The 16,630-nt window shown below is 65.7% G+C and carries 17 protein-coding genes; 7 read left to right on the top strand and 10 right to left on the bottom strand.

Annotation, left to right across the window (positions count from 1 at the left end; all coding sequences use genetic code 11):
- Positions 1-186: 186 nt before the first annotated feature.
- On the top strand, positions 187-984 hold the full coding sequence (locus tag B3T77_RS02450) for an exodeoxyribonuclease III (RefSeq protein WP_292076837.1): 798 nt from the start codon (positions 187-189) through the stop codon (positions 982-984).
- Between the two features lie 3 nt (positions 985-987).
- Here the strand turns inward: B3T77_RS02450 and B3T77_RS02445 are convergent, their stop codons facing one another.
- On the bottom strand, positions 988-2,436 hold the full coding sequence (locus B3T77_RS02445) for a PLP-dependent aminotransferase family protein (RefSeq protein ID WP_292076835.1): 1,449 nt from the start codon (positions 2,434-2,436) through the stop codon (positions 988-990).
- Between the two features lie 62 nt (positions 2,437-2,498).
- On the opposite strand from B3T77_RS02445, the gene B3T77_RS02440 reads away from it, so the two are divergent.
- Positions 2,499-3,086: a YczE/YyaS/YitT family protein gene (locus tag B3T77_RS02440; protein ID WP_292076833.1), complete on the top strand. Its 588-nt coding sequence runs from the start codon at positions 2,499-2,501 to the stop codon at positions 3,084-3,086.
- Positions 3,087-3,134: 48 nt separating this feature from the next.
- Here B3T77_RS02440 and B3T77_RS02435 read toward each other — a convergent pair whose 3' ends face one another.
- The 3 genes from B3T77_RS02435 to B3T77_RS02425 all read right to left on the bottom strand — a co-directional run bounded on the left by B3T77_RS02435 (position 3,135) and on the right by B3T77_RS02425 (position 5,949).
- The gene (locus B3T77_RS02435) at positions 3,135-4,439 is read right to left on the bottom strand and encodes a S41 family peptidase (protein ID WP_292076831.1); all 1,305 of its coding nucleotides are present in this window, start codon (positions 4,437-4,439) and stop codon (positions 3,135-3,137) included.
- 41 nt (positions 4,440-4,480) lie between these two features.
- The gene (locus B3T77_RS02430) at positions 4,481-5,167 is read right to left on the bottom strand and encodes a response regulator transcription factor (RefSeq protein ID WP_066627096.1); all 687 of its coding nucleotides are present in this window, start codon (positions 5,165-5,167) and stop codon (positions 4,481-4,483) included.
- Between the two features lie 65 nt (positions 5,168-5,232).
- On the bottom strand, positions 5,233-5,949 hold the full coding sequence (locus B3T77_RS02425) for a YggS family pyridoxal phosphate-dependent enzyme (protein WP_292076828.1): 717 nt from the start codon (positions 5,947-5,949) through the stop codon (positions 5,233-5,235).
- On the opposite strand from B3T77_RS02425, the gene B3T77_RS02420 reads away from it, so the two are divergent.
- Positions 5,948-6,592, top strand: coding sequence for a thiamine phosphate synthase (locus B3T77_RS02420; RefSeq protein ID WP_292076826.1), 645 nt, complete (start codon positions 5,948-5,950; stop codon positions 6,590-6,592). The genes B3T77_RS02425 and B3T77_RS02420 overlap by 2 nt on opposite strands.
- 10 nt (positions 6,593-6,602) lie before the next feature.
- Here the strand turns inward: B3T77_RS02420 and B3T77_RS02415 are convergent, their stop codons facing one another.
- The gene (locus B3T77_RS02415; RefSeq protein WP_235559377.1) at positions 6,603-7,022 is read right to left on the bottom strand and encodes an NtrZ family periplasmic regulatory protein; all 420 of its coding nucleotides are present in this window, start codon (positions 7,020-7,022) and stop codon (positions 6,603-6,605) included.
- Between the two features lie 324 nt (positions 7,023-7,346).
- Here B3T77_RS02415 and B3T77_RS02410 point away from each other — a divergent pair, with 324 nt between their 5' ends.
- From B3T77_RS02410 to holA, 4 genes are all read left to right on the top strand, one after another.
- Positions 7,347-7,811 carry a DUF3576 domain-containing protein gene (locus B3T77_RS02410; protein ID WP_017505409.1) on the top strand — a complete coding sequence of 155 codons (465 nt, stop codon included), beginning with the start codon at positions 7,347-7,349 and terminating at the stop codon, positions 7,809-7,811.
- Between the two features lie 177 nt (positions 7,812-7,988).
- On the top strand, positions 7,989-10,568 hold the full coding sequence (gene leuS / locus B3T77_RS02405) for a leucine--tRNA ligase (RefSeq protein WP_292076817.1): 2,580 nt from the start codon (positions 7,989-7,991) through the stop codon (positions 10,566-10,568).
- On the top strand, positions 10,568-11,047 hold the full coding sequence (gene lptE / locus B3T77_RS02400; RefSeq protein ID WP_292076815.1) for an LPS assembly lipoprotein LptE: 480 nt from the start codon (positions 10,568-10,570) through the stop codon (positions 11,045-11,047). The genes leuS and lptE overlap by 1 nt, the downstream gene beginning before the upstream one ends.
- Entirely contained in the window at positions 11,044-12,096 is a 1,053-nt protein-coding gene (holA, locus tag B3T77_RS02395) for a DNA polymerase III subunit delta (protein ID WP_292076813.1), read from the top strand. Before lptE ends, holA begins: the two co-directional genes overlap by 4 nt.
- Before the next feature lie 2 nt (positions 12,097-12,098).
- Here holA and B3T77_RS02390 read toward each other — a convergent pair whose 3' ends face one another.
- From B3T77_RS02390 to mnmG, 5 genes are read right to left on the bottom strand one after another with little or no spacing between them, the layout of a single operon-like run.
- Positions 12,099-12,281: a hypothetical protein gene (locus tag B3T77_RS02390; RefSeq protein ID WP_292076810.1), complete on the bottom strand. Its 183-nt coding sequence runs from the start codon at positions 12,279-12,281 to the stop codon at positions 12,099-12,101.
- Positions 12,282-12,307: 26 nt separating this feature from the next.
- Positions 12,308-13,198 carry a ParB/RepB/Spo0J family partition protein gene (locus tag B3T77_RS02385; protein WP_292076808.1) on the bottom strand — a complete coding sequence of 297 codons (891 nt, stop codon included), beginning with the start codon at positions 13,196-13,198 and terminating at the stop codon, positions 12,308-12,310.
- Between the two features lie 24 nt (positions 13,199-13,222).
- Entirely contained in the window at positions 13,223-14,041 is an 819-nt protein-coding gene (locus B3T77_RS02380) for a ParA family protein (RefSeq protein WP_039246649.1), read from the bottom strand.
- A complete protein-coding gene (gene rsmG / locus B3T77_RS02375; protein ID WP_312184817.1) occupies positions 14,022-14,654 on the bottom strand; it encodes a 16S rRNA (guanine(527)-N(7))-methyltransferase RsmG in 633 nt (210 codons plus the stop codon). Before rsmG ends, B3T77_RS02380 begins: the two co-directional genes overlap by 20 nt.
- Positions 14,654-16,534 carry a tRNA uridine-5-carboxymethylaminomethyl(34) synthesis enzyme MnmG gene (gene mnmG, locus B3T77_RS02370; protein WP_292076803.1) on the bottom strand — a complete coding sequence of 627 codons (1,881 nt, stop codon included), beginning with the start codon at positions 16,532-16,534 and terminating at the stop codon, positions 14,654-14,656. The genes rsmG and mnmG overlap by 1 nt, the downstream gene beginning before the upstream one ends.
- Positions 16,535-16,630: the final 96 nt, after the last annotated feature.

Genomic DNA, 16,630 nt, shown 5'->3' with positions numbered 1-16,630 from the left:
TGCAAGCGGGTAATTATGGCAATTTGACTTTTATAATCGTCAGTGACACTTTGGGCACACGAGCGGCGGCGGCCGCTCTACCGCCCTGGAATATCCCCCTCCCCGGCGGCGAGAGAGACGAACCTCCCAGAGCCCGGCCCGTCGCGGCCGGGCTTTTTTTACGCCGCGCGCCTGCTAGACGTGGGCATGACCCTTCGCCTCGCTACCTGGAACATCAACTCCGTCCGCCTGCGCATCGACCAGGTCGCCCGCTTCGTCGCCGAACGCGCGCCCGATGTCCTGATGCTGCAGGAGATCAAATGCACCACGGACCAGTTTCCGCGCGGCGCCTTCGAGGACATGGGCATGCCCCATCTTCGGGTGGCGGGCCAGAAGGGCTGGCACGGCGTGGCCATCGCCAGCCGCCTGCCGCTTGAGGACAGCGACACCTTCCAGGTCTGCAAACTGGGTCACGCGCGTTGTGTCTCGGCCCGCGTGTCCGGCATCGACGTGCAGAACTTCTACATTCCGGCTGGCGGCGACATTGCCGACCGGGCGCTGAACCCCAAGTTCGATCACAAGATGGATTTCTACGAACAGCTCACCGCCGTCGTGGCCAAGCAGGACAAGGCGCGGCCGCTGGTGATGGCCGGCGATTTCAACATCGCCCCCGGCGAAGGCGATGTTTGGAACCACCGCTACATGTCCAAGATCGTCAGCCACACGCCGATCGAGGTCGAGACTTTGAACCGACTTCAGGAGACGGGCGGTTTCGCCGATGTGCTGCGCGACCGTTTCCCCGAGCCTCAGAAACTGGCCAGTTGGTGGAGCTATCGCGCCGCCGACTTCCGCAAATCGAATCGCGGTCTGCGCCTGGACCACATCTGGACCTCGCCCGGCCTGACCTCCGCCGTGGTCAAGGACACCGCCCGCATCCACGACGATGTCCGCGAGTGGGATCGTCCCAGCGACCATGCGCCGGTGACGGTCGATCTGGACGTCTGATCCTCAATAGACGGCGACCGGCTTGACCGACGCCGGCGCCTTTCGACCCCGGCCGACCTTTCTGGCGGCGCGCCCGAGCCGAACCACCGCCTCGTCCAACTGATCTTCCGGCAACGTGTAGGGCAGGCGCAGCCGGCGTTCGAAGGCGCCGTCGACGCCGAATCGCGGACCGGCGGCGAGGCGCAGGCCTTCGGCCTCGGCTGCGATCGTCAAAGCGGAACTGATCGGCCCCGGCAGCCGCGCCCATAGGGACAGTCCCCCAGCCGGGCGCGGACAGGCCCACTCAGGCAGTTTTTCAGCGAGCCGCGTCCGCAGATGATCCCGCCGGGCGCGCAGGAGAGGCCGGCGCGCCGCCAGGGCCTTGCCGCCATCGTTCAAAAGTTCGACCGCCGCCAGCTGCTCCAGGATCGGAACACCCAGATCGAAGCTGGCGCGACTTTGGGCCAGGCGCTGGATCACCGCCCGGTCAGCGCGGATCCACCCTATTCGCAAACCACCCCAGACGCTTTTGGACATCGATCCCAATCTGACCATCCGCGGCGCATCGACGGCCGAGGCGCTGAGCGCCGGCGGTCCGCTCAAGGTCAGCTCGACAAGGGTTTCGTCCAGCACCAGCAGGGTTTCGGACCCCTTCAATCCCGCCAGCAAACGCGTCCGGTCCGCCGCCCGCATCATCCGCCCGGTCGGATTGTTGTGGTCCAGCACCAGATAGGCCATCGCCGCATTGCTGCTGCGACAGGCCGAGACGAGCCCCTCGACATCCCAGCCTTCCTCGCCGTCGCCGTCCAGCAGGGCGACGGGGACGGCGCGACCGCCCGCCGCCAGGATGGCGTCGATCGCCTGCGGATAGGTGGGATGGTCGAACACCACCGGGGCGCCTGGCCGCGTTGTCAGGCGCAGCAGATGGACCAGTCCGTTGTGCGCGCCATGCGTGATCAATATCTGCCCTGAAGAGGTCGCCAGGCCGCGCCGCCGGTATCCCGCGGCCACCGCTTCGCGCAGTTCCTCTAGCCCCGCCGCCTCATAACCGTGTCCTGGCAGGTTGGCCGGCAACCGCTCCAGCGCCCGCACATAGGCAGCGTGCACATTGGGATCGGCCGGCAGGACGGCGGCGGTCAGGTCGATCAGACCGGGCTTGTCCGTTGGCGTCGCCTCGTGACGCGGCGCCGGTCCGGCCGGCAGGCTTGTACGTGCGGCGGCGCCCTGCCCGCCGGTCAGGAATCCGTCATCCCGCAAGCGACCGTAGGCGGCCGAAACGGTCGTTCGGCTCAAGCCCAGCGCCTGGGCCAGTTCCCGTTCGCCGGGCAACCGCGCCGCCAAGGGCAGTCGGCCATCCAGAATCAGCAGTCGTACCGCCCCCGCCAGCTGCCGATAGGCTGCGCCAGCGCCCGGCGACCGCCAGGCGCCGAGATGGCGTGTCAGGGAAACAAGACCGATCGACCGCAATGACATGAGGCCAGAATGGCATAACTGGCTCTGTTTTCGATAGCCAGTTTGGCGCATCTGGTCGATCTATGACCCGTCGCCTGATCCAGCTGTTCATCGGCCTCGTCCTCTACGGCCTCTCCATCGCCCTGATCGTTCGCGCCGATCTCGGTTTGGATCCGTGGGACGTGCTGAACCAAGGGGTGTTCGAGCGGTTCGCGAAACCCAGCGGAGTCAGCTTCGGTCTGGTGGTCAATCTGATCGGTATGGCTGTGCTGCTTCTATGGATTCCCCTGCGCCAGAAGCCGGGGATCGGGACCGTGGCTAATGTGCTGGTCATCGGCACAGTCGCCAACGTCGGCCTGGACTGGATCCCGTCCGACCTGGGCCTACCGCTCCGAGCCGGCCTGCTGATCGCCGGCATTGTCCTGAACGGCGTGGCCAGCGGGGCCTATATCGGCGCAGGCCTCGGCCCCGGTCCCCGCGACGGCCTGATGACCGGCATCGTCGCGCGTACCGGCTGGCCGGTGAAATGGGTGCGGACGGCCATCGAGCTAACCGTCATCGCCATCGGCTGGCTGTTGGGCGGCTCGGTCGGCTTGGGCACGGTGCTCTACGCCCTGACCATCGGCCCGCTGGTGCACGTCTTCCTGCCGCTTTTCACGATCCGCCGATAACTTCCGTCAGCCTTGGGCCGTCCGCCGGTTTGATCGAGGTGAAGCGGCCTAATGCGAAAGTCGTCGCATCAGGGCCTTCACGGCCTTGGCGTGACCATGGTCCAGATCGCCCTCGGGATAGAGGTCGATGCGGACCTGCGGCGTCAGCCCGCGTCCTTCAAGCAGATGGCCTTGCGGATCGACGTAAAGCTCCATGGGCATGGCGAAGCGCCAACCATTGGCGAGAACCACGGGGCTCTGATCCGAAAACGCGCCTCTCGTCCGGGTCCCGGCGTGCGTGACATTGGGCAGAACCGTCATCATCTGGCTGAATGTCTCGCCGGCGCTGACGGTGATATCGCTGGTCAGAAGCCAGACAGGGCCGTGATAGCCCGGTCGATCCGAGGGTCGCACCTCCACGACCTGCGGAGCGACGCCCGATCCCCAGCCCCTCTTGATGTAGGCGACGCGCGGCTGGTCGGCGAAACGCGACGCGATCAACCGGCTGACAGAGTCATAACCGCCGCGATTGTTGGACACGTCCACGATGACTGCTCGCGTCCCGTCGAAAGCGATCATCGCTTCGTCCAGCGCGGCTTCCAGCGGCTCTGTGGAAGCGGCGTCCTCGGCGTCGAACCCTCCCATGGTCACGATCGCCAGATAGCCTACGCCGTCGTTCACACCCCAGAAGACCCGATTGTTGGCGACGGCGTGACCTTCACCGTCAAGGATGGTCTGAAGGACGCCTTCGCGCCACGCGCCCAGCCACGCTCTCTCGGGTCTTGTCTCGGAGCGGGCGTTGACCGCGTCCAGGGTTCGTCCGCTCGACACCTGAAGGTCCTGCGCGCGGCCTTCGATTTCTGCGCTCAGTTCGATATGTGCGTCATCCAGTCCTGACAGAAGGTCGGCGGCGGCGGCGAACGCCTGGCTGGGGGATGACGTCTGCGAAAGACGCGCAAGCACGTCGCTGCGACGGGCTTGGAAATCGATCTTTCGAGCCTCGAAACCGGGATAGTAGGCCTGCATCAAATCCGAGATGGCCAGGACGGCGGCACGGTCGCTCGAATCTGGATGTTGGCAGGCCGGGGGCAAAGCCGGCAGCCTGTCGAACACATAGATGCTCGCCTGATCGTCGTGCGCTTCGGTCAAGCCTATGCCGCCAGCCACGGCGACGACGGCGGCGAAGCTGTCTTTCAGATCTTCCCCATCAGGGTCGGGCCAGCAGACCCCGCCAGCCTCGTGATAGACCCGGAGGTCTTGCCCGGCGCGGACGATCACCAGGCCATAGCCGCGCGATCGGAATACGCCGTCCGGCGCCACGGACGGCATCGGTGATTGCTGGAGCAAGGCGGCGAGGGCGAAGGCGGCGATCATGCCGTTTCATCGCCTGCGCGAACGCTGTCGTCCAGGCGCTTTCAGGGTTGAAGTCGATACCCGCCCGCATCGGTCAGCAGCAGACGCGCATGGCCCGGTTCCGGTTCGATCTTCTGGCGCAGGCGATAGATATGGGTTTCCAGCGTATGCGTCGTGACCCCGGCGTTGTAGCCCCAGACCTCGGTCAGCAACTCTTCGCGCGACACCGGCTTGGCCCCGGCGCGATAGAGGTATTTCAGGATATTGGTTTCCTTCTCGGTCAACCGCACCTTCTTGCCCTTTGAGTCCATCAGCACCTTGGCGGCAGGCCGGAACTCGTAGGGGCCAATGGTGAAGACGGCGTCCTCAGATTGTTCATGGCTGCGCAGATGGGCGCGGATGCGCGCCAGCAGCACGGCGAACCGGAAGGGCTTGGTGACATAATCGTTGGCTCCGGCGTCCAGGCCCAGGATGGCGTCGGCGTCCGCCGATTGCGCCGTCAGCATGATGACCGGTGTCGAAACCCCGTCCTTGCGCAACAGGCGACAGGCCTCGCGGCCATCCATGTCGGGCAGATCGACGTCCAGCAGGATCAGATCGGCGCGGATCTCGCGCCCCATCCGGACGCCATCGGTCGCGGTCGCGGCCTGCTGGGTCTTGAACTCCTCATGCAGGTTCAGCTGCTCGGCCAGGGCCTCGCGCAGGTCGTCGTCGTCGTCGATGATCAGAATGGTCTTGGGCGTAGGCATGGGACAGACAATGGCGAGGCTTGGCCCCCGCGCCAAGGCTTGGGGGTGCGAATATTCACATCGGGTTACGAGCTAGAGGGCGTTTCGGGTGGATTTCGTTCCCCGAACAAGGCCGTTCCGACCCTGACGTGCGTCGCACCGCACCGTATGGCGGTCTCGTAGTCGCCGCTCATGCCCATCGACAGGACCGACAAACCGTGGCGTTCGGCGATGTCCCGCAACATCTGAAAATGCGGCTCTGCGTCCTGATCCGCCGGGGGAATGCACATCAGACCGTCGAGCGTCAGCCCATAGGTGTCGCGCGCAGCCGCAATCAGGGCGTCGGCGGCGTCGGGCAGGACCCCGGCTTTCTGAGGCTCGGCGCCCGTGTTCACCTGGACCAGGACGCGCGGCGATCGGCCGCGCTTTTCGCCCGCCTGCGCCAGGGCGCGCGCCAGCTTTTCGCGATCCAAGGTTTCGATCACGTCGAACAGAGCGACCGCATCCTCGGCCTTGTTGGTCTGCAACGGGCCGATCAGCCGCAGCTCCAAGCCCGGTACGCCCCCGCAACGATCAGCCCAACGGCCCTGCGCCTCCTGCACGCGGTTCTCGCCGAATATCCGCTGACCCGTCGCCAGGATAGCGTCGATAGCCTCTGGGGCTTGTGTTTTGGAAACGGCGGTCAGGGTCACGTCCGCTGGATCCCGACCGGCCGCATGGCAAGCGGCGTCGATGCGCGCCCGCACCTCGGCGACCCTTTCGGCGATGGACGGGGCGGAAAAAGCGGAGGAAGAAGAGGTCATGATCCTGCCGGCCGGTTACAGCGACGATGCGCGCGCGCTCTGGAACGCCGCGACCGCTCTAAACCGCGCCGCCGCCGCTGTCAGCCCGGCCGCAGCGGCCTTGCCGCCGTTGCTGTTCTTCACCGACCCGGATCGCACGCCCAGGCCGTGGGAGACGGCGGCGCGCCTGCCCGCCGGCTCGGCGGTGGTCTATCGCGCCTTTGGCGCCTCCGACGCCGTCGACACAGGGCATCGGCTTCGGGAAGCGACGGCCGATCGTCGCGTGAAACTGCTGGTCGGACTAGACCCCGATCTGGCCGAGGCGATCGACGCCGACGGGCTCCACCTCCCTGAACGTGGGGTGGAGCAGGCCGTGCGCATTCGCTCGGACCGACCCGACTGGATTCTAACAGCGGCCTGGCATGGCTCTTCGGCCGCGCCCGAAGACCTGAACGCCCTGATCCTGTCGCCGGTGTTTTCGGCGGGCGGCGCGTCCGCCGGTAAAGCCGCATTGGGCGTCACTGCATTCGAACAGCATGTGAAAGCCGCCGGCCTGCCGGTCTATGCGCTGGGCGGCGTCACGCCAGAGAACGCCGCAACGCTCGCGCACACGGGCGCCTGCGGCTTGGCGGCGGTGAATGCGATCCAGTCAGCGTTTCGCTGACCGATCGAAATCAGAACTTGAAGATGGTTTCCAGACGGACGCGGGGCTGAGCCCGGCCGTTGGTTTCGGGCGCGCGGGCCGGATCGGCTTCCGGCGTGCTGACGGCGGCGGCGGCGCCGACACGCAGACGGTCGTTCAGGCGGTAATAGGCGCCGGCCTCGACGTCACCCCAGTCGGTCTCGCGACCCACGGGCTGGTTCAGGTTGAAATCCAGACCCCACCGGCCACGATCGTTGAGGCGCAGACCGCGACGCTGCGGCGCCGGCGCGTTACGCTGCGCCGCCTGGGCCTCCGAAAGGGAAACGGTGGATGTGCTTTGGGCAAGCGCCGACGTCGACGCGGCCATCGCCGCCGTCGCCATCATCACAGCCAGGAAACCACCGAACCGCATACCAAATCCTTCGAACCCCGCCATGAGGCGGCGTTTCAACCCTGAACCGACCTTATATGGTCGTGAGCCCCGCGATTAGACACCGGGTGTCTGCGCGGTCAACGCAATGAGCCGGCGATAACAAGGTTCCCGCGCATTGTTGTCGGCGTATGTGTCTCAAGCGTCACGGGATTCGGGCGGATTCCCGCGAAATCTCACATGCCCTTCACAAAACACCGCGACGAGCGATGCGGCGGGAACCGACTTCGCCTTGTCATCGCCCCTTTTCGCCGTGTTATAGAGCCTGGCAGTCGGCATTTCTCATGCCGTGCGCGCGTGCGGGCGAGGGCTCTCACGTCCCTGAGTTTACGGAGACTTCTCTTGATGAGCCTCAACAAGGCCCTGGTTCGGAACGTCGCGGTCGTGCTGGTCTCGGGCGTGGCCCTGGGCGCGTCCCTGTCGGCCTGCTCGAGCATTCCCTTCGTCGGCGGCAAGAAGTCTGCGCCCAAGACGAACGTGCAACAGGGCATCGGCGTCAACGCCTTCCTGTGGCGCGCCTCGCTCGATACCCTCAGCTTCATGCCGCTGCTGACCGCCGATCCGTGGGGCGGCGTCATCAATTATGACTGGTACATCAACCCCCAGACGCCGAACGAGCGCTTCAAGGCGACCGTCTTCATCCTGGACACCCGTCTGCGCGCCGACGCGCTGAACGTCACGGTGACCAAGGAAGTGAAGGGCGCCGATGGTCAGTGGACCGCCGCCCCGGTTGCCGCCCAGACCGAGGCCGATCTGGAAAACGCCATCCTGACCAAGGCGCGCCAGCTGAATCTGTCGAACGCCGGCTAAAGCCGGCGCTCGCTTTATTTCTAGGCGCTACCGCCCTTTGGGCTACTTGAGCGCCGACTGGTTTAGTTTCGTCAGACCTGCTGGGAACGCCGAAACGCATTACTTCTTGGGCGCTGTCGTCCTTCGGGCTAGTTGAGCCGGGAGGGCGTTAGCGCCCTTTCGACTTTCAGGACGACCGTGGCCCGTTACGAACCCAAGACCGCCGAACCCCGCCAGCAGGCCCGATGGGCCGAGGCTTCCGCCTTCGTCACCAAGGACACCGGCCGGCCGAAATACTATGTGCTTGAGATGTTCCCCTATCCGTCGGGCAACATCCACATGGGTCACGCCCGCAACTATGTGATGGGCGACGTGGTGGCGCGGTCTAAGCGCGCGCAGGGGTACGACGTTCTGCATCCGATGGGCTGGGACGCCTTCGGCATGCCGGCCGAGAACGCGGCCATGGAGCGCGGCATCCACCCGAAAGGCTGGACCTACTCCAACATCGCCAACATGCGCGAGCAGCTGAAGCTGCTCGGCCTGTCGCTGGACTGGTCGCGTGAGTTCGCCACCTGCGACCCGGAATACTATGGCAAGCAGCAGGCCTGGTTCCTGGAGCTGTATCGGCGCGGTCTGGTCTATCGCAAAGATGCGGTGGTCAACTGGGATCCGGTCGACAACACGGTCCTGGCCAACGAACAGGTCATCGACGGACGCGGCTGGCGTTCAGGCGCCCTGGTCGAGAAGCGCAAGCTGAACCAGTGGTTCCTGCGCATCACCGACTATGCCGACGACCTGATCGACGGCCTGAAGACCCTGGACCGCTGGCCCGAAAAGGTCCGGCTGATGCAAGAGAACTGGATCGGCAAGTCCAAGGGCGCGACCCTGTGGTGGGACATCGCCGAGGCGCCGGCCTTCCTGCCCGCCTCCCCCGAGGGCGAACCCAATCACGCCCGCGATCCGATCGAGGTCTACACCACCCGCCCTGACACCCTGTTCGGGGCCAGCTTCCTGGCCCTGGCGCCCGACCATCCCCTGACCAAGGCCATCGCCGAGCATCGGCCGGACGTGGCGGACTTCGTCAAGGCCTGTGCTCAGACCGGCACCAGTGAAGCCGAGATCGAAAAGGCCGAGAAGCTGGGCGTGGATCTGGGCGTTCGCGTCCGCCATCCCTTCGATCCGGACAAGACCCTACCCGTCTGGGCCGCCAACTTCGTGCTGTCGACCTATGGCTCGGGCGCCATCTTCGGCTGCCCGGCCCATGACCAGCGCGACCTGGACTTCGCCCGCAAATACGATCTGCCGGTGACGCCGGTGGTGAAGCCCGACGACGCCGAGACGGTCGAGATCGGAACCGAGGCCTATGTCGGCCCCGGCCGCATCTTCAACTCAGACTTCCTGAACGGCATGGACGTCGAGGCCGCCAAGGCCGCCGCGATCGCCAAGGTCGAGGCCGCCGGCCAAGGCCGCGCCGAGACCATCTATCGTCTGCGCGACTGGGGTGTTTCGCGCCAGCGGTATTGGGGTTGCCCGATCCCGATCATCCACTGCCCGTCGTGCGGCGTTGTCGAGGTTCCCGCCGATCAGTTGCCGGTCGTCCTGCCTGATGATGTGACCTTCGACGTGCCCGGCAATCCCTTGGCGCGTCACGCGACCTGGAAGCACGTCAAATGCCCGTCGTGCGGCGCCGATGCGACGCGCGAGACCGACACGCTCGACACCTTCGTCGATTCCAGCTGGTATTTCGCCCGCTTCACCGATCCGACAGCCGAGGCGCCGATCGATAAGGCCGCCGCCGACCGCTGGCTGGCCGTCGATCAATATATCGGCGGGGTCGAGCACGCGGTCCTGCACCTGCTGTACGCCCGCTTCATCACCCGCGCCCTGTCGGGCGCCGGCATGCTGTCGGTGAAGGAGCCGTTCGCCGGCCTGTTCACCCAAGGCATGGTGGTTCACGAAACCTATCGCCGCGGCGACGGCGCCTGGGTCGAGCCGACTGACGTCGAGCTCAAGAACGACAACGGCGTCCGCTCGGCCCGTCAGCTGTCGACCGGCGAGACCTTGGTCATCGGCGACATCGAAAAGATGTCCAAGTCCAAGAAGAACGTCGTCGCTCCGGCCGAAATCCTGGAAAGCCACGGCGTGGACGCCGGTCGCCTGTTCGTCCTGTCCGACAGCCCGCCCGAACGAGACGTGCAATGGACCCCTGGGGGCGTCGAGGGCGCCAGCCGCTTCGTCCAGCGCGCCTGGACCCTGTTCGACACCTATGACGCCGGTTTCGCGGGCGAGGACAAGGCCAACGCCGAGCTGCTGCGCGAAACGCACAAGGCAATCAGGGCCGTGTCCGAAGGGGTCGAGGGCTTCCGCTTCAACTCGGCCATCGCCAAGCTCTATGCCTTGGTCGCCACCATTCGCGACAATGCCCGGGCCGGCGGCGACGCCAAGCGTCAAGCCCTGTCGGCGCTGGCCCGTCTGATCGCCCCATTCACTCCGCACCTGGCCGAAGAAGCCTGGACGCGGCTGGGGGAAGACGGGATGGTTCTGGACGCGCCGTGGCCCGTGTGGGACGCTGCGCTCGCGGCCGACGACGAGGTGGTCCTGCCCATCCAGATCAACGGCAAGCGTCGCGCGGAAATCCGCGTGCCGCGCGGCATGGAGCCGTCCGAGGTCGAAGCCCTGGTCCTGGCCGACGAAACGGTCAAGGCGCGGCTGGAGGGTCTGAGCGTGAAGAAGATCGTCGTGGTCAAGGACCGCATCGTCAATCTGGTGGCTGGCTGATGCGTATTGCGGCGACTTGCGCGGTTCTCGCGTCTCTGGCGGTTTCCGCCTGCGGCTTCACGCCCATGTACGCCGAGCCGGCCGTGGGGTCATCTCTGCGCCGGATCGCCGTCGCGACCCAGGATGACCGTCTGGGCTATCGCCTGCGCGAGCAGCTGGAAGACGTCCTCGCCTGGGATCGCGGCGCGACGCCGTTGTATCGCCTGACGACCGAGGTCCAGCAGAACCGCCGCTCGCTGGGTCGCCGTATCGACGACACCGCCACCCGCTATGAACTCACGGTCAAGGCGACCTGGACCCTCACTCCAGCCGCCGGGGGAACGCCCGTCAGCGGCACGGAAACCGTCACCACGACCTACGCCGCCGCCGACCAGCCCTATGCCGCCATCGCCGCCCAGCAGGACGGAGAGGAGCGCGCCGCAGCCGAACTGGCCCGCCTGATCCGACTGGATCTTATGCAGGCGCTGTCGAACCCGTGATCCTGGCCAAACGCCCCGAGATCGATCGCTTTCTGAAGGCGCCCGATCCGGCGATCCGGGCGGCGGTGATCCACGGCAAGGACCGGTCGGGCGTCGCCGAGCGGGCCGAGGTGTTGTGCAAGACGGTCACGCCCGACCTGAACGACCCCTTCAACGTCACCGTCCTGACCGACAGCGACATCGATGGCGACGAAACGAAGCTGGAAGAAGCGCTGACGGCCATGTCCCTGATGGGCGGCCGTCGCCTGGTGCGCATCCGTCTGTCGGCGCTAAAGCCCGGCGTGGATAAGGCCGTCGCCGCCGCGCTGAAGATCCACGCCGACGGCGGCTACAATCCCGACGCCATGATGGTGGTCGAGGCCGACCAGCTGGGCCGCGAATCCGCGCTCAGAAAGGCGGCCGAGAAGGAGAACGGCGCGGTCGGCATCGTCTGCTATGAGGACGAGACCGGCGATGTCGCCCGCATGGTCCGTGAAGCCCTGGCCGCCGACAAGGTGGGCCTGACGTCCGACGCCCTGGACCGTTTCGTCGCGCGCCTGCCGCGCGAGCGGGGCTTGATGCGGCAGGAGATCGAGCGGCTGGCCCTGTTCATTGGCCCCGGCTCCGGCAAGACTCTGGATATTGACGCGCTGGAGCATCATCTTGGCGTCGAGCCGGACGCCTCCCTGTCGGATGCGGCGCTTCAGGCCTTCGGCGCGCGTCCCGGCCCGGCGCAGGCGGGGCTCAGGCGCGCCTTCGCCGAGGGCGAATCGTCGGTGCTCGCCGTTCGCTCCGCCGCGATCCATCTCGGAAAGCTACGCCGGATCAATATCTTGCAGGCTAACGGCGCAAACGCCAAGGAGGCCGCCAAGGCCGCTGGCATCTTCTGGAAACAGGAGGCGGAAATGCTGCGTCAGGCGCGATCCTGGCGGCTCGAAGCCCTGGACAAGGTCTTGGACAGCATCAACGCCGCCGATGTCGCCACCAAAACGACCGGAATGCCGGACCAACTGATCGCCGAACGCCTGCTGCTGGAAATCGCAGGTCGCGCCAGACGGCTGGGGCTGTAGCCCTAGCCGCGCTTGGACGCCTTGCGGAAGGCGGGCTGGGCCATGGCGACGTTGCGCGCTGACACAGCCTTCTCTTCGGCCTTGGCGCCCGGCTGGGCGTTGAACCCATGACCCGCCTTGGCCTTCTTGGCGGCGAGCGCCTGTTTCAGCTTGTCGGCGGCGGTGGTTGTCGTGTCTTCAGTCATATCGACACCCTAGCACAGTCTAGCGGTCAGCCGCGCATCAAACGGCGGCAGAGGTCGTCGAGCTGCTCCAGCGAGCCGTAGCCGATCGTCAGCTCGCCCTTCCCGCCCTTGTCCGACAACTGGACCTTCAGGCCCAGCGCATCGGCCAGATCCTGCTGCAGGGCGGCGACATCGGCCGCCCCCTCCCCGCCTGCGGCCGCCGACGCCGACTTGGCCTTCGTCGGCTTCGGCCCTTCCACCGCACGGCGCGCCAGGGCCTCTGTCTCACGGACGCTGAGACCATCCACGAAGGCGATGTCCGCCAACTGACCCGGATCGGGCGTATTGATCAGCGCGCGGGCGTGACCCGCGGACAGCTTGCCTTCGCGCACATAGAACAGCACCCGCTCGGGCAGTTGCAGCAGGCGCATGGTGTTGGCCACATGGCTGCGGCTCTTGCCGACCACGCCCGCCACCGCATCCTGCGTCCGTCCGAAGCGATCCATCAGAACGCGGTACGCCTCGGCCTCCTCCAGAGGATGCAGGTCCGCGCGCTGGACGTTCTCGACGATCGCGACTTCGAACACCTCGACGTCGTCCATCTCGTGGACCACGATCGGCACCTGGGTCAGGCGCGCCGCCTGTGACGCGCGCCAGCGGCGTTCGCCGGCGATGATCTGCCAGACGCCGTCCTCACCCGGTTGGGTCCGCACCAAAATCGGCTGCAGAACCCCCTTGTCGCGGATCGAGGCGGTCAGTTCCTCCAGATCCTCTTGGCGGAAGGTCTTGCGCGGCTGGTCCGGATTGGGCTTCAGGCTTTCGATCGGTACGCGTTGCACACCGGCGGGCACGGGCGCGTCGGATGCGACCGGCGCCTCGGCGTCCTGTCCCATCAACGCCGACAGGCCGCGGCCCAGACCTCTTTGTCGTTCAGCCAAGATACTGTTCCGTTCTATTAAAACTCAGGCGGCCAGCTTCAGGCGCTGGCGTTCGCGCTTCACCACTTCCTTGGCCAGCCGCAGATAGGCCTGGCTGCCGGCGCACTTCAGGTCATAGATCAGCGCCGGCTTGCCGAACGACGGCGCCTCGGCGACGCGGACATTACGCGGGATCACGCTCTCATAGACCTTGTCGCCGAAGTGAGCGCGCACGTCGTTGGCCACCTGGCCCGACAGGGCGCTACGACGATCGAACATCGTCAGGACCAGGCCCTGGATTTCCAGCGACGGGTTGAGGCTGTGCTTGACCATGTCGATGGTGCGCATCAGCTGGCTCAGGCCTTCCAAGGCGAAGAACTCGCATTGCAGCGGCACCAACACCGCGTCCGCAGCCGCCATCGCATTCAGCGTCAGCAGGTTCAACGACGGCGGGCAGTCGATAAGGACGTAGTCATACGCGGTAGGGCCGTCGTCATGTGCTCGCAGGGCATCGCGCAGCCGATAAGACCGGCGATCCGCTTGGCTCAGTTCGATCTCAACGCCCGACATGTCCGCGTCAGCCGGGACGATCCACAAACCCGGCACAGTCGTCTGCACCGAGGCATCCGCGATGGAGCGCTGGTCAACGACGACATCATAAATCGTGACACGCCGTGTTTCACGTGGAACACCCAGACCCGTTGAGGCATTGCCCTGCGGGTCCATATCCACGATCAGTACGCGCTCCCCGATAGCGGCCAGGGCGGTGCCGAGGTTGATGGCTGTCGTCGTCTTGCCGACCCCGCCCTTCTGGTTGGACACGGCGAGGACGCGGGCGGGCTTTCTAGCGCGTTGAGCGGGCACGGCGGAGGCTCCGGATTGTCACGATGCGGCCGCGCACGTCGCTTTGCGACGGGGCCAGTTCAGCCTCGAAATGCCAGGATTTGCGCGCTTCGATCAACTCGGATTCGGCACGCTCCCCCTTCAGGAACAGACCTTGTGCACCCCTTTGGAAGTAGGGCTGTGCATAACCCAGCAGTTTCTCCATCGGCGCGACGGCGCGGGCGGTAACGATGTGGCACGTCACAGACTGGGCCTCAGCCCGACCGACGATGACCGTCGCTGGCAAGAACAAGGCGTCCACGACCTCCTGAAGAAATCGGCAGCGCTTGGCCAGGCTATCGATCAGCCAGACGTGCGCCCCATCGCGCCCCTTCAGCATGATGGAAAGGACCAGTCCGGGAAAGCCGGCCCCCGCCCCCAGATCCGCCCAGGTCTTCGCTTCTGGCGCCCGATCGAGCAGTTGAGCACTGTCCCAGACATGGCGGTTCCAGAAGTCCGGCAGACTGTCCGGACCCACCAGATTCATCACCGCATTGGCCTCGACCAATCGCAATCGAAAGGCTTCGAGGTCGGCGAGCTGTTCCGTTGACGCATTGGCGCGTGCGCGGAACACCTTTTGTTCAGCCTCCAACATCAGGCCGCGACCGACGCCTTAGGCGTGCGCTTCACATAGGCCAGCAGCGCCGTCAAAGCGCCGGGCGTCATGCCCTCGATGCGGCCAGCTTGGCCCAATGTGCGAGGTTGGATGCGCGCCAGCTTTTCCTTGACCTCATTCGACAGACCTCCAACGGCGCCATAGTCGAGATCGGTCGGGAGCATCAGCCCCTCCTCCGTCTTCAGAGCGTCCGCATCCTGCGATTGGCGATCCAGATAGTTGGCGTAGGCGGCGTCGATCTGTACCTGCTCGCGGACGTCATCGGTCCAGTCTGCGATGACGGGCACTGCTGAGACGAAGTTGTCCAAAGTCGCATCGGGGAAGGCCAGCAGCTCGCGCATTGAACGCCGCCGGCCGTCAGCATTGACCGAAATACCAAGCTCACCGGCCTCGTTGGGCGTGAATAGCGTTTCACGTGAAACAGAGCTCGCTGATGCAAGCGCCGAAGCCTTGGACCCAAAACGAACACGCCGTTCCTCACCGACAATGCCCAGCTGTATCGCAAGCGGTGTGAGCCGAAGGTCGGCATTGTCGGCTCGCAGCGTCAGGCGATATTCAGCCCGGCTTGTGAACATCCGGTACGGTTCGGTAACGCCACGAGTCACCAGATCGTCGATCATGACGCCGATATAGGCCTGATCACGCCCCAGGATCACCGGCTCCAGGCCGGCCGCTGAACGCGCGGCGTTTAGCCCCGCCATCAGCCCCTGTGCCGCGGCCTCCTCATAGCCCGTCGTGCCGTTGATCTGTCCGGCGAGATATAGTCCCGGACGCTTCTTGACCTCGAGCGCCGCCGTCAGCTCGCATGGATCGACATAGTCGTATTCGATGGCGTAGCCGTATCGAAACACCTCGACCGCTTCTAATCCCGGGATGGTTCGCAGGAAGGCGAGCTGCGTCGGCTCCGACACCGAGGTGGAGATCCCGTTCGGATAGACCGTTGGATCGTCCAAGCCTTCCGGCTCCAGGAAGATCTGATGGCTCGTCTTGTCGGCGAACCGAACGACCTTGTCTTCGATCGACGGACAATATCGCGGGCCCCGCCCCGACAGCTTGCCGCCATAGACGGCGCTCTCGCCGAGATTGTCAGCGATGATCCGATGGGTCTCCTCCGTCGTGTGGGTCACGCCGCAGGCGATCTGGGGCACGTCAATCCGGTCGGTCAGGAAGGAAAAGGCCGACGGCGCCTCATCCGCCTGCTGCATTTCCAGACGATCCCAGCCAATGGTCCGCCCGTCCAAGCGTGCGGGCGTGCCCGTCTTCAAACGCCCCATCATCAGGCCGGCCGCTTGAAGATCGGCAGCCAGGCCCGTCGCAGCCTCCTCGCCGTAACGGCCCGCCGGGATGCGTTCGTCGCCGCGATGGATGACGCCATTCAGGAAAGTGCCCGTTGTCAGCACGACTGCCCCAGCCCGAACGGTCTCTGCGGCGCCGGTCACGACGCCGACCACACGGTCGCCTTCAAGGATAAGCCGCTCGGCCGTCCCCGCCATCAGGGTCAGATTGGGCGTCGCTTGCAGTTCGGCCTGCATGGCCTCGCGATAGAGGCGGCGGTCAATCTGGCTGCGCGGGCCCCGAACGGCGGCGCCCTTGGATCGGTTCAGAAGGCGGAATTGGATGCCGGACACATCGGCCAGCCGTCCCATGACGCCGTCCATGGCGTCGATCTCGCGAACCAGATGGCCCTTCCCCAGCCCTCCGATAGCCGGGTTGCACGACATCTCGCCGATAGTCTCCAGCTTCTGGGTTAGCAGGACGGTGCGGGCGCCCGCCCGCGCGGAAGCCGCCGCCGCTTCACAGCCGGCGTGGCCGCCGCCGATGACGACGACGTCGAATATAAGATCATGGGGAAAAATCATCGCCGGCACATAAGCCAAAACGCGTGTGATCGCCAGAGGCGGACCAATCGCATCTGACCGCGACCCGCCTCTGTTTCACGTGAAACACCGGTATGG

It is taken from the genome of Brevundimonas sp. UBA7838 (assembly GCF_002500885.1).
Lineage (GTDB): Bacteria > Pseudomonadota > Alphaproteobacteria > Caulobacterales > Caulobacteraceae > Brevundimonas > Brevundimonas vesicularis_C.
This window is presented reverse-complemented; position numbering and strand designations above follow the sequence as displayed.

Excerpts from the sequence above, each read along its gene's own strand:
- B3T77_RS02390 (WP_292076810.1), bottom strand. The coding sequence starts at position 12,281 with ATGACTGAAGACACGACAACCACCGCCGCCGACAAGCTGAAACAGGCG.
- mnmG (WP_292076803.1), bottom strand. The coding sequence starts at position 16,534 with ATGATTTTTCCCCATGATCTTATATTCGACGTCGTCGTCATCGGCGGC.
- B3T77_RS02450 (WP_292076837.1), top strand. The coding sequence starts at position 187 with ATGACCCTTCGCCTCGCTACCTGGAACATCAACTCCGTCCGCCTGCGC.
- B3T77_RS02420 (WP_292076826.1), top strand. The coding sequence starts at position 5,948 with ATGATCCTGCCGGCCGGTTACAGCGACGATGCGCGCGCGCTCTGGAAC.
- B3T77_RS02430 (WP_066627096.1), bottom strand. The coding sequence starts at position 5,167 with ATGCCTACGCCCAAGACCATTCTGATCATCGACGACGACGACGACCTG.
- B3T77_RS02425 (WP_292076828.1), bottom strand. The coding sequence starts at position 5,949 with ATGACCTCTTCTTCCTCCGCTTTTTCCGCCCCGTCCATCGCCGAAAGG.
- B3T77_RS02435 (WP_292076831.1), bottom strand. The coding sequence starts at position 4,439 with ATGATCGCCGCCTTCGCCCTCGCCGCCTTGCTCCAGCAATCACCGATG.
- lptE (WP_292076815.1), top strand. The coding sequence starts at position 10,568 with ATGCGTATTGCGGCGACTTGCGCGGTTCTCGCGTCTCTGGCGGTTTCC.
- rsmG (WP_312184817.1), bottom strand. The coding sequence starts at position 14,654 with ATGTTGGAGGCTGAACAAAAGGTGTTCCGCGCACGCGCCAATGCGTCA.
- B3T77_RS02410 (WP_017505409.1), top strand. The coding sequence starts at position 7,347 with ATGAGCCTCAACAAGGCCCTGGTTCGGAACGTCGCGGTCGTGCTGGTC.
- B3T77_RS02440 (WP_292076833.1), top strand. The coding sequence starts at position 2,499 with ATGACCCGTCGCCTGATCCAGCTGTTCATCGGCCTCGTCCTCTACGGC.
- B3T77_RS02445 (WP_292076835.1), bottom strand. The coding sequence starts at position 2,436 with ATGTCATTGCGGTCGATCGGTCTTGTTTCCCTGACACGCCATCTCGGC.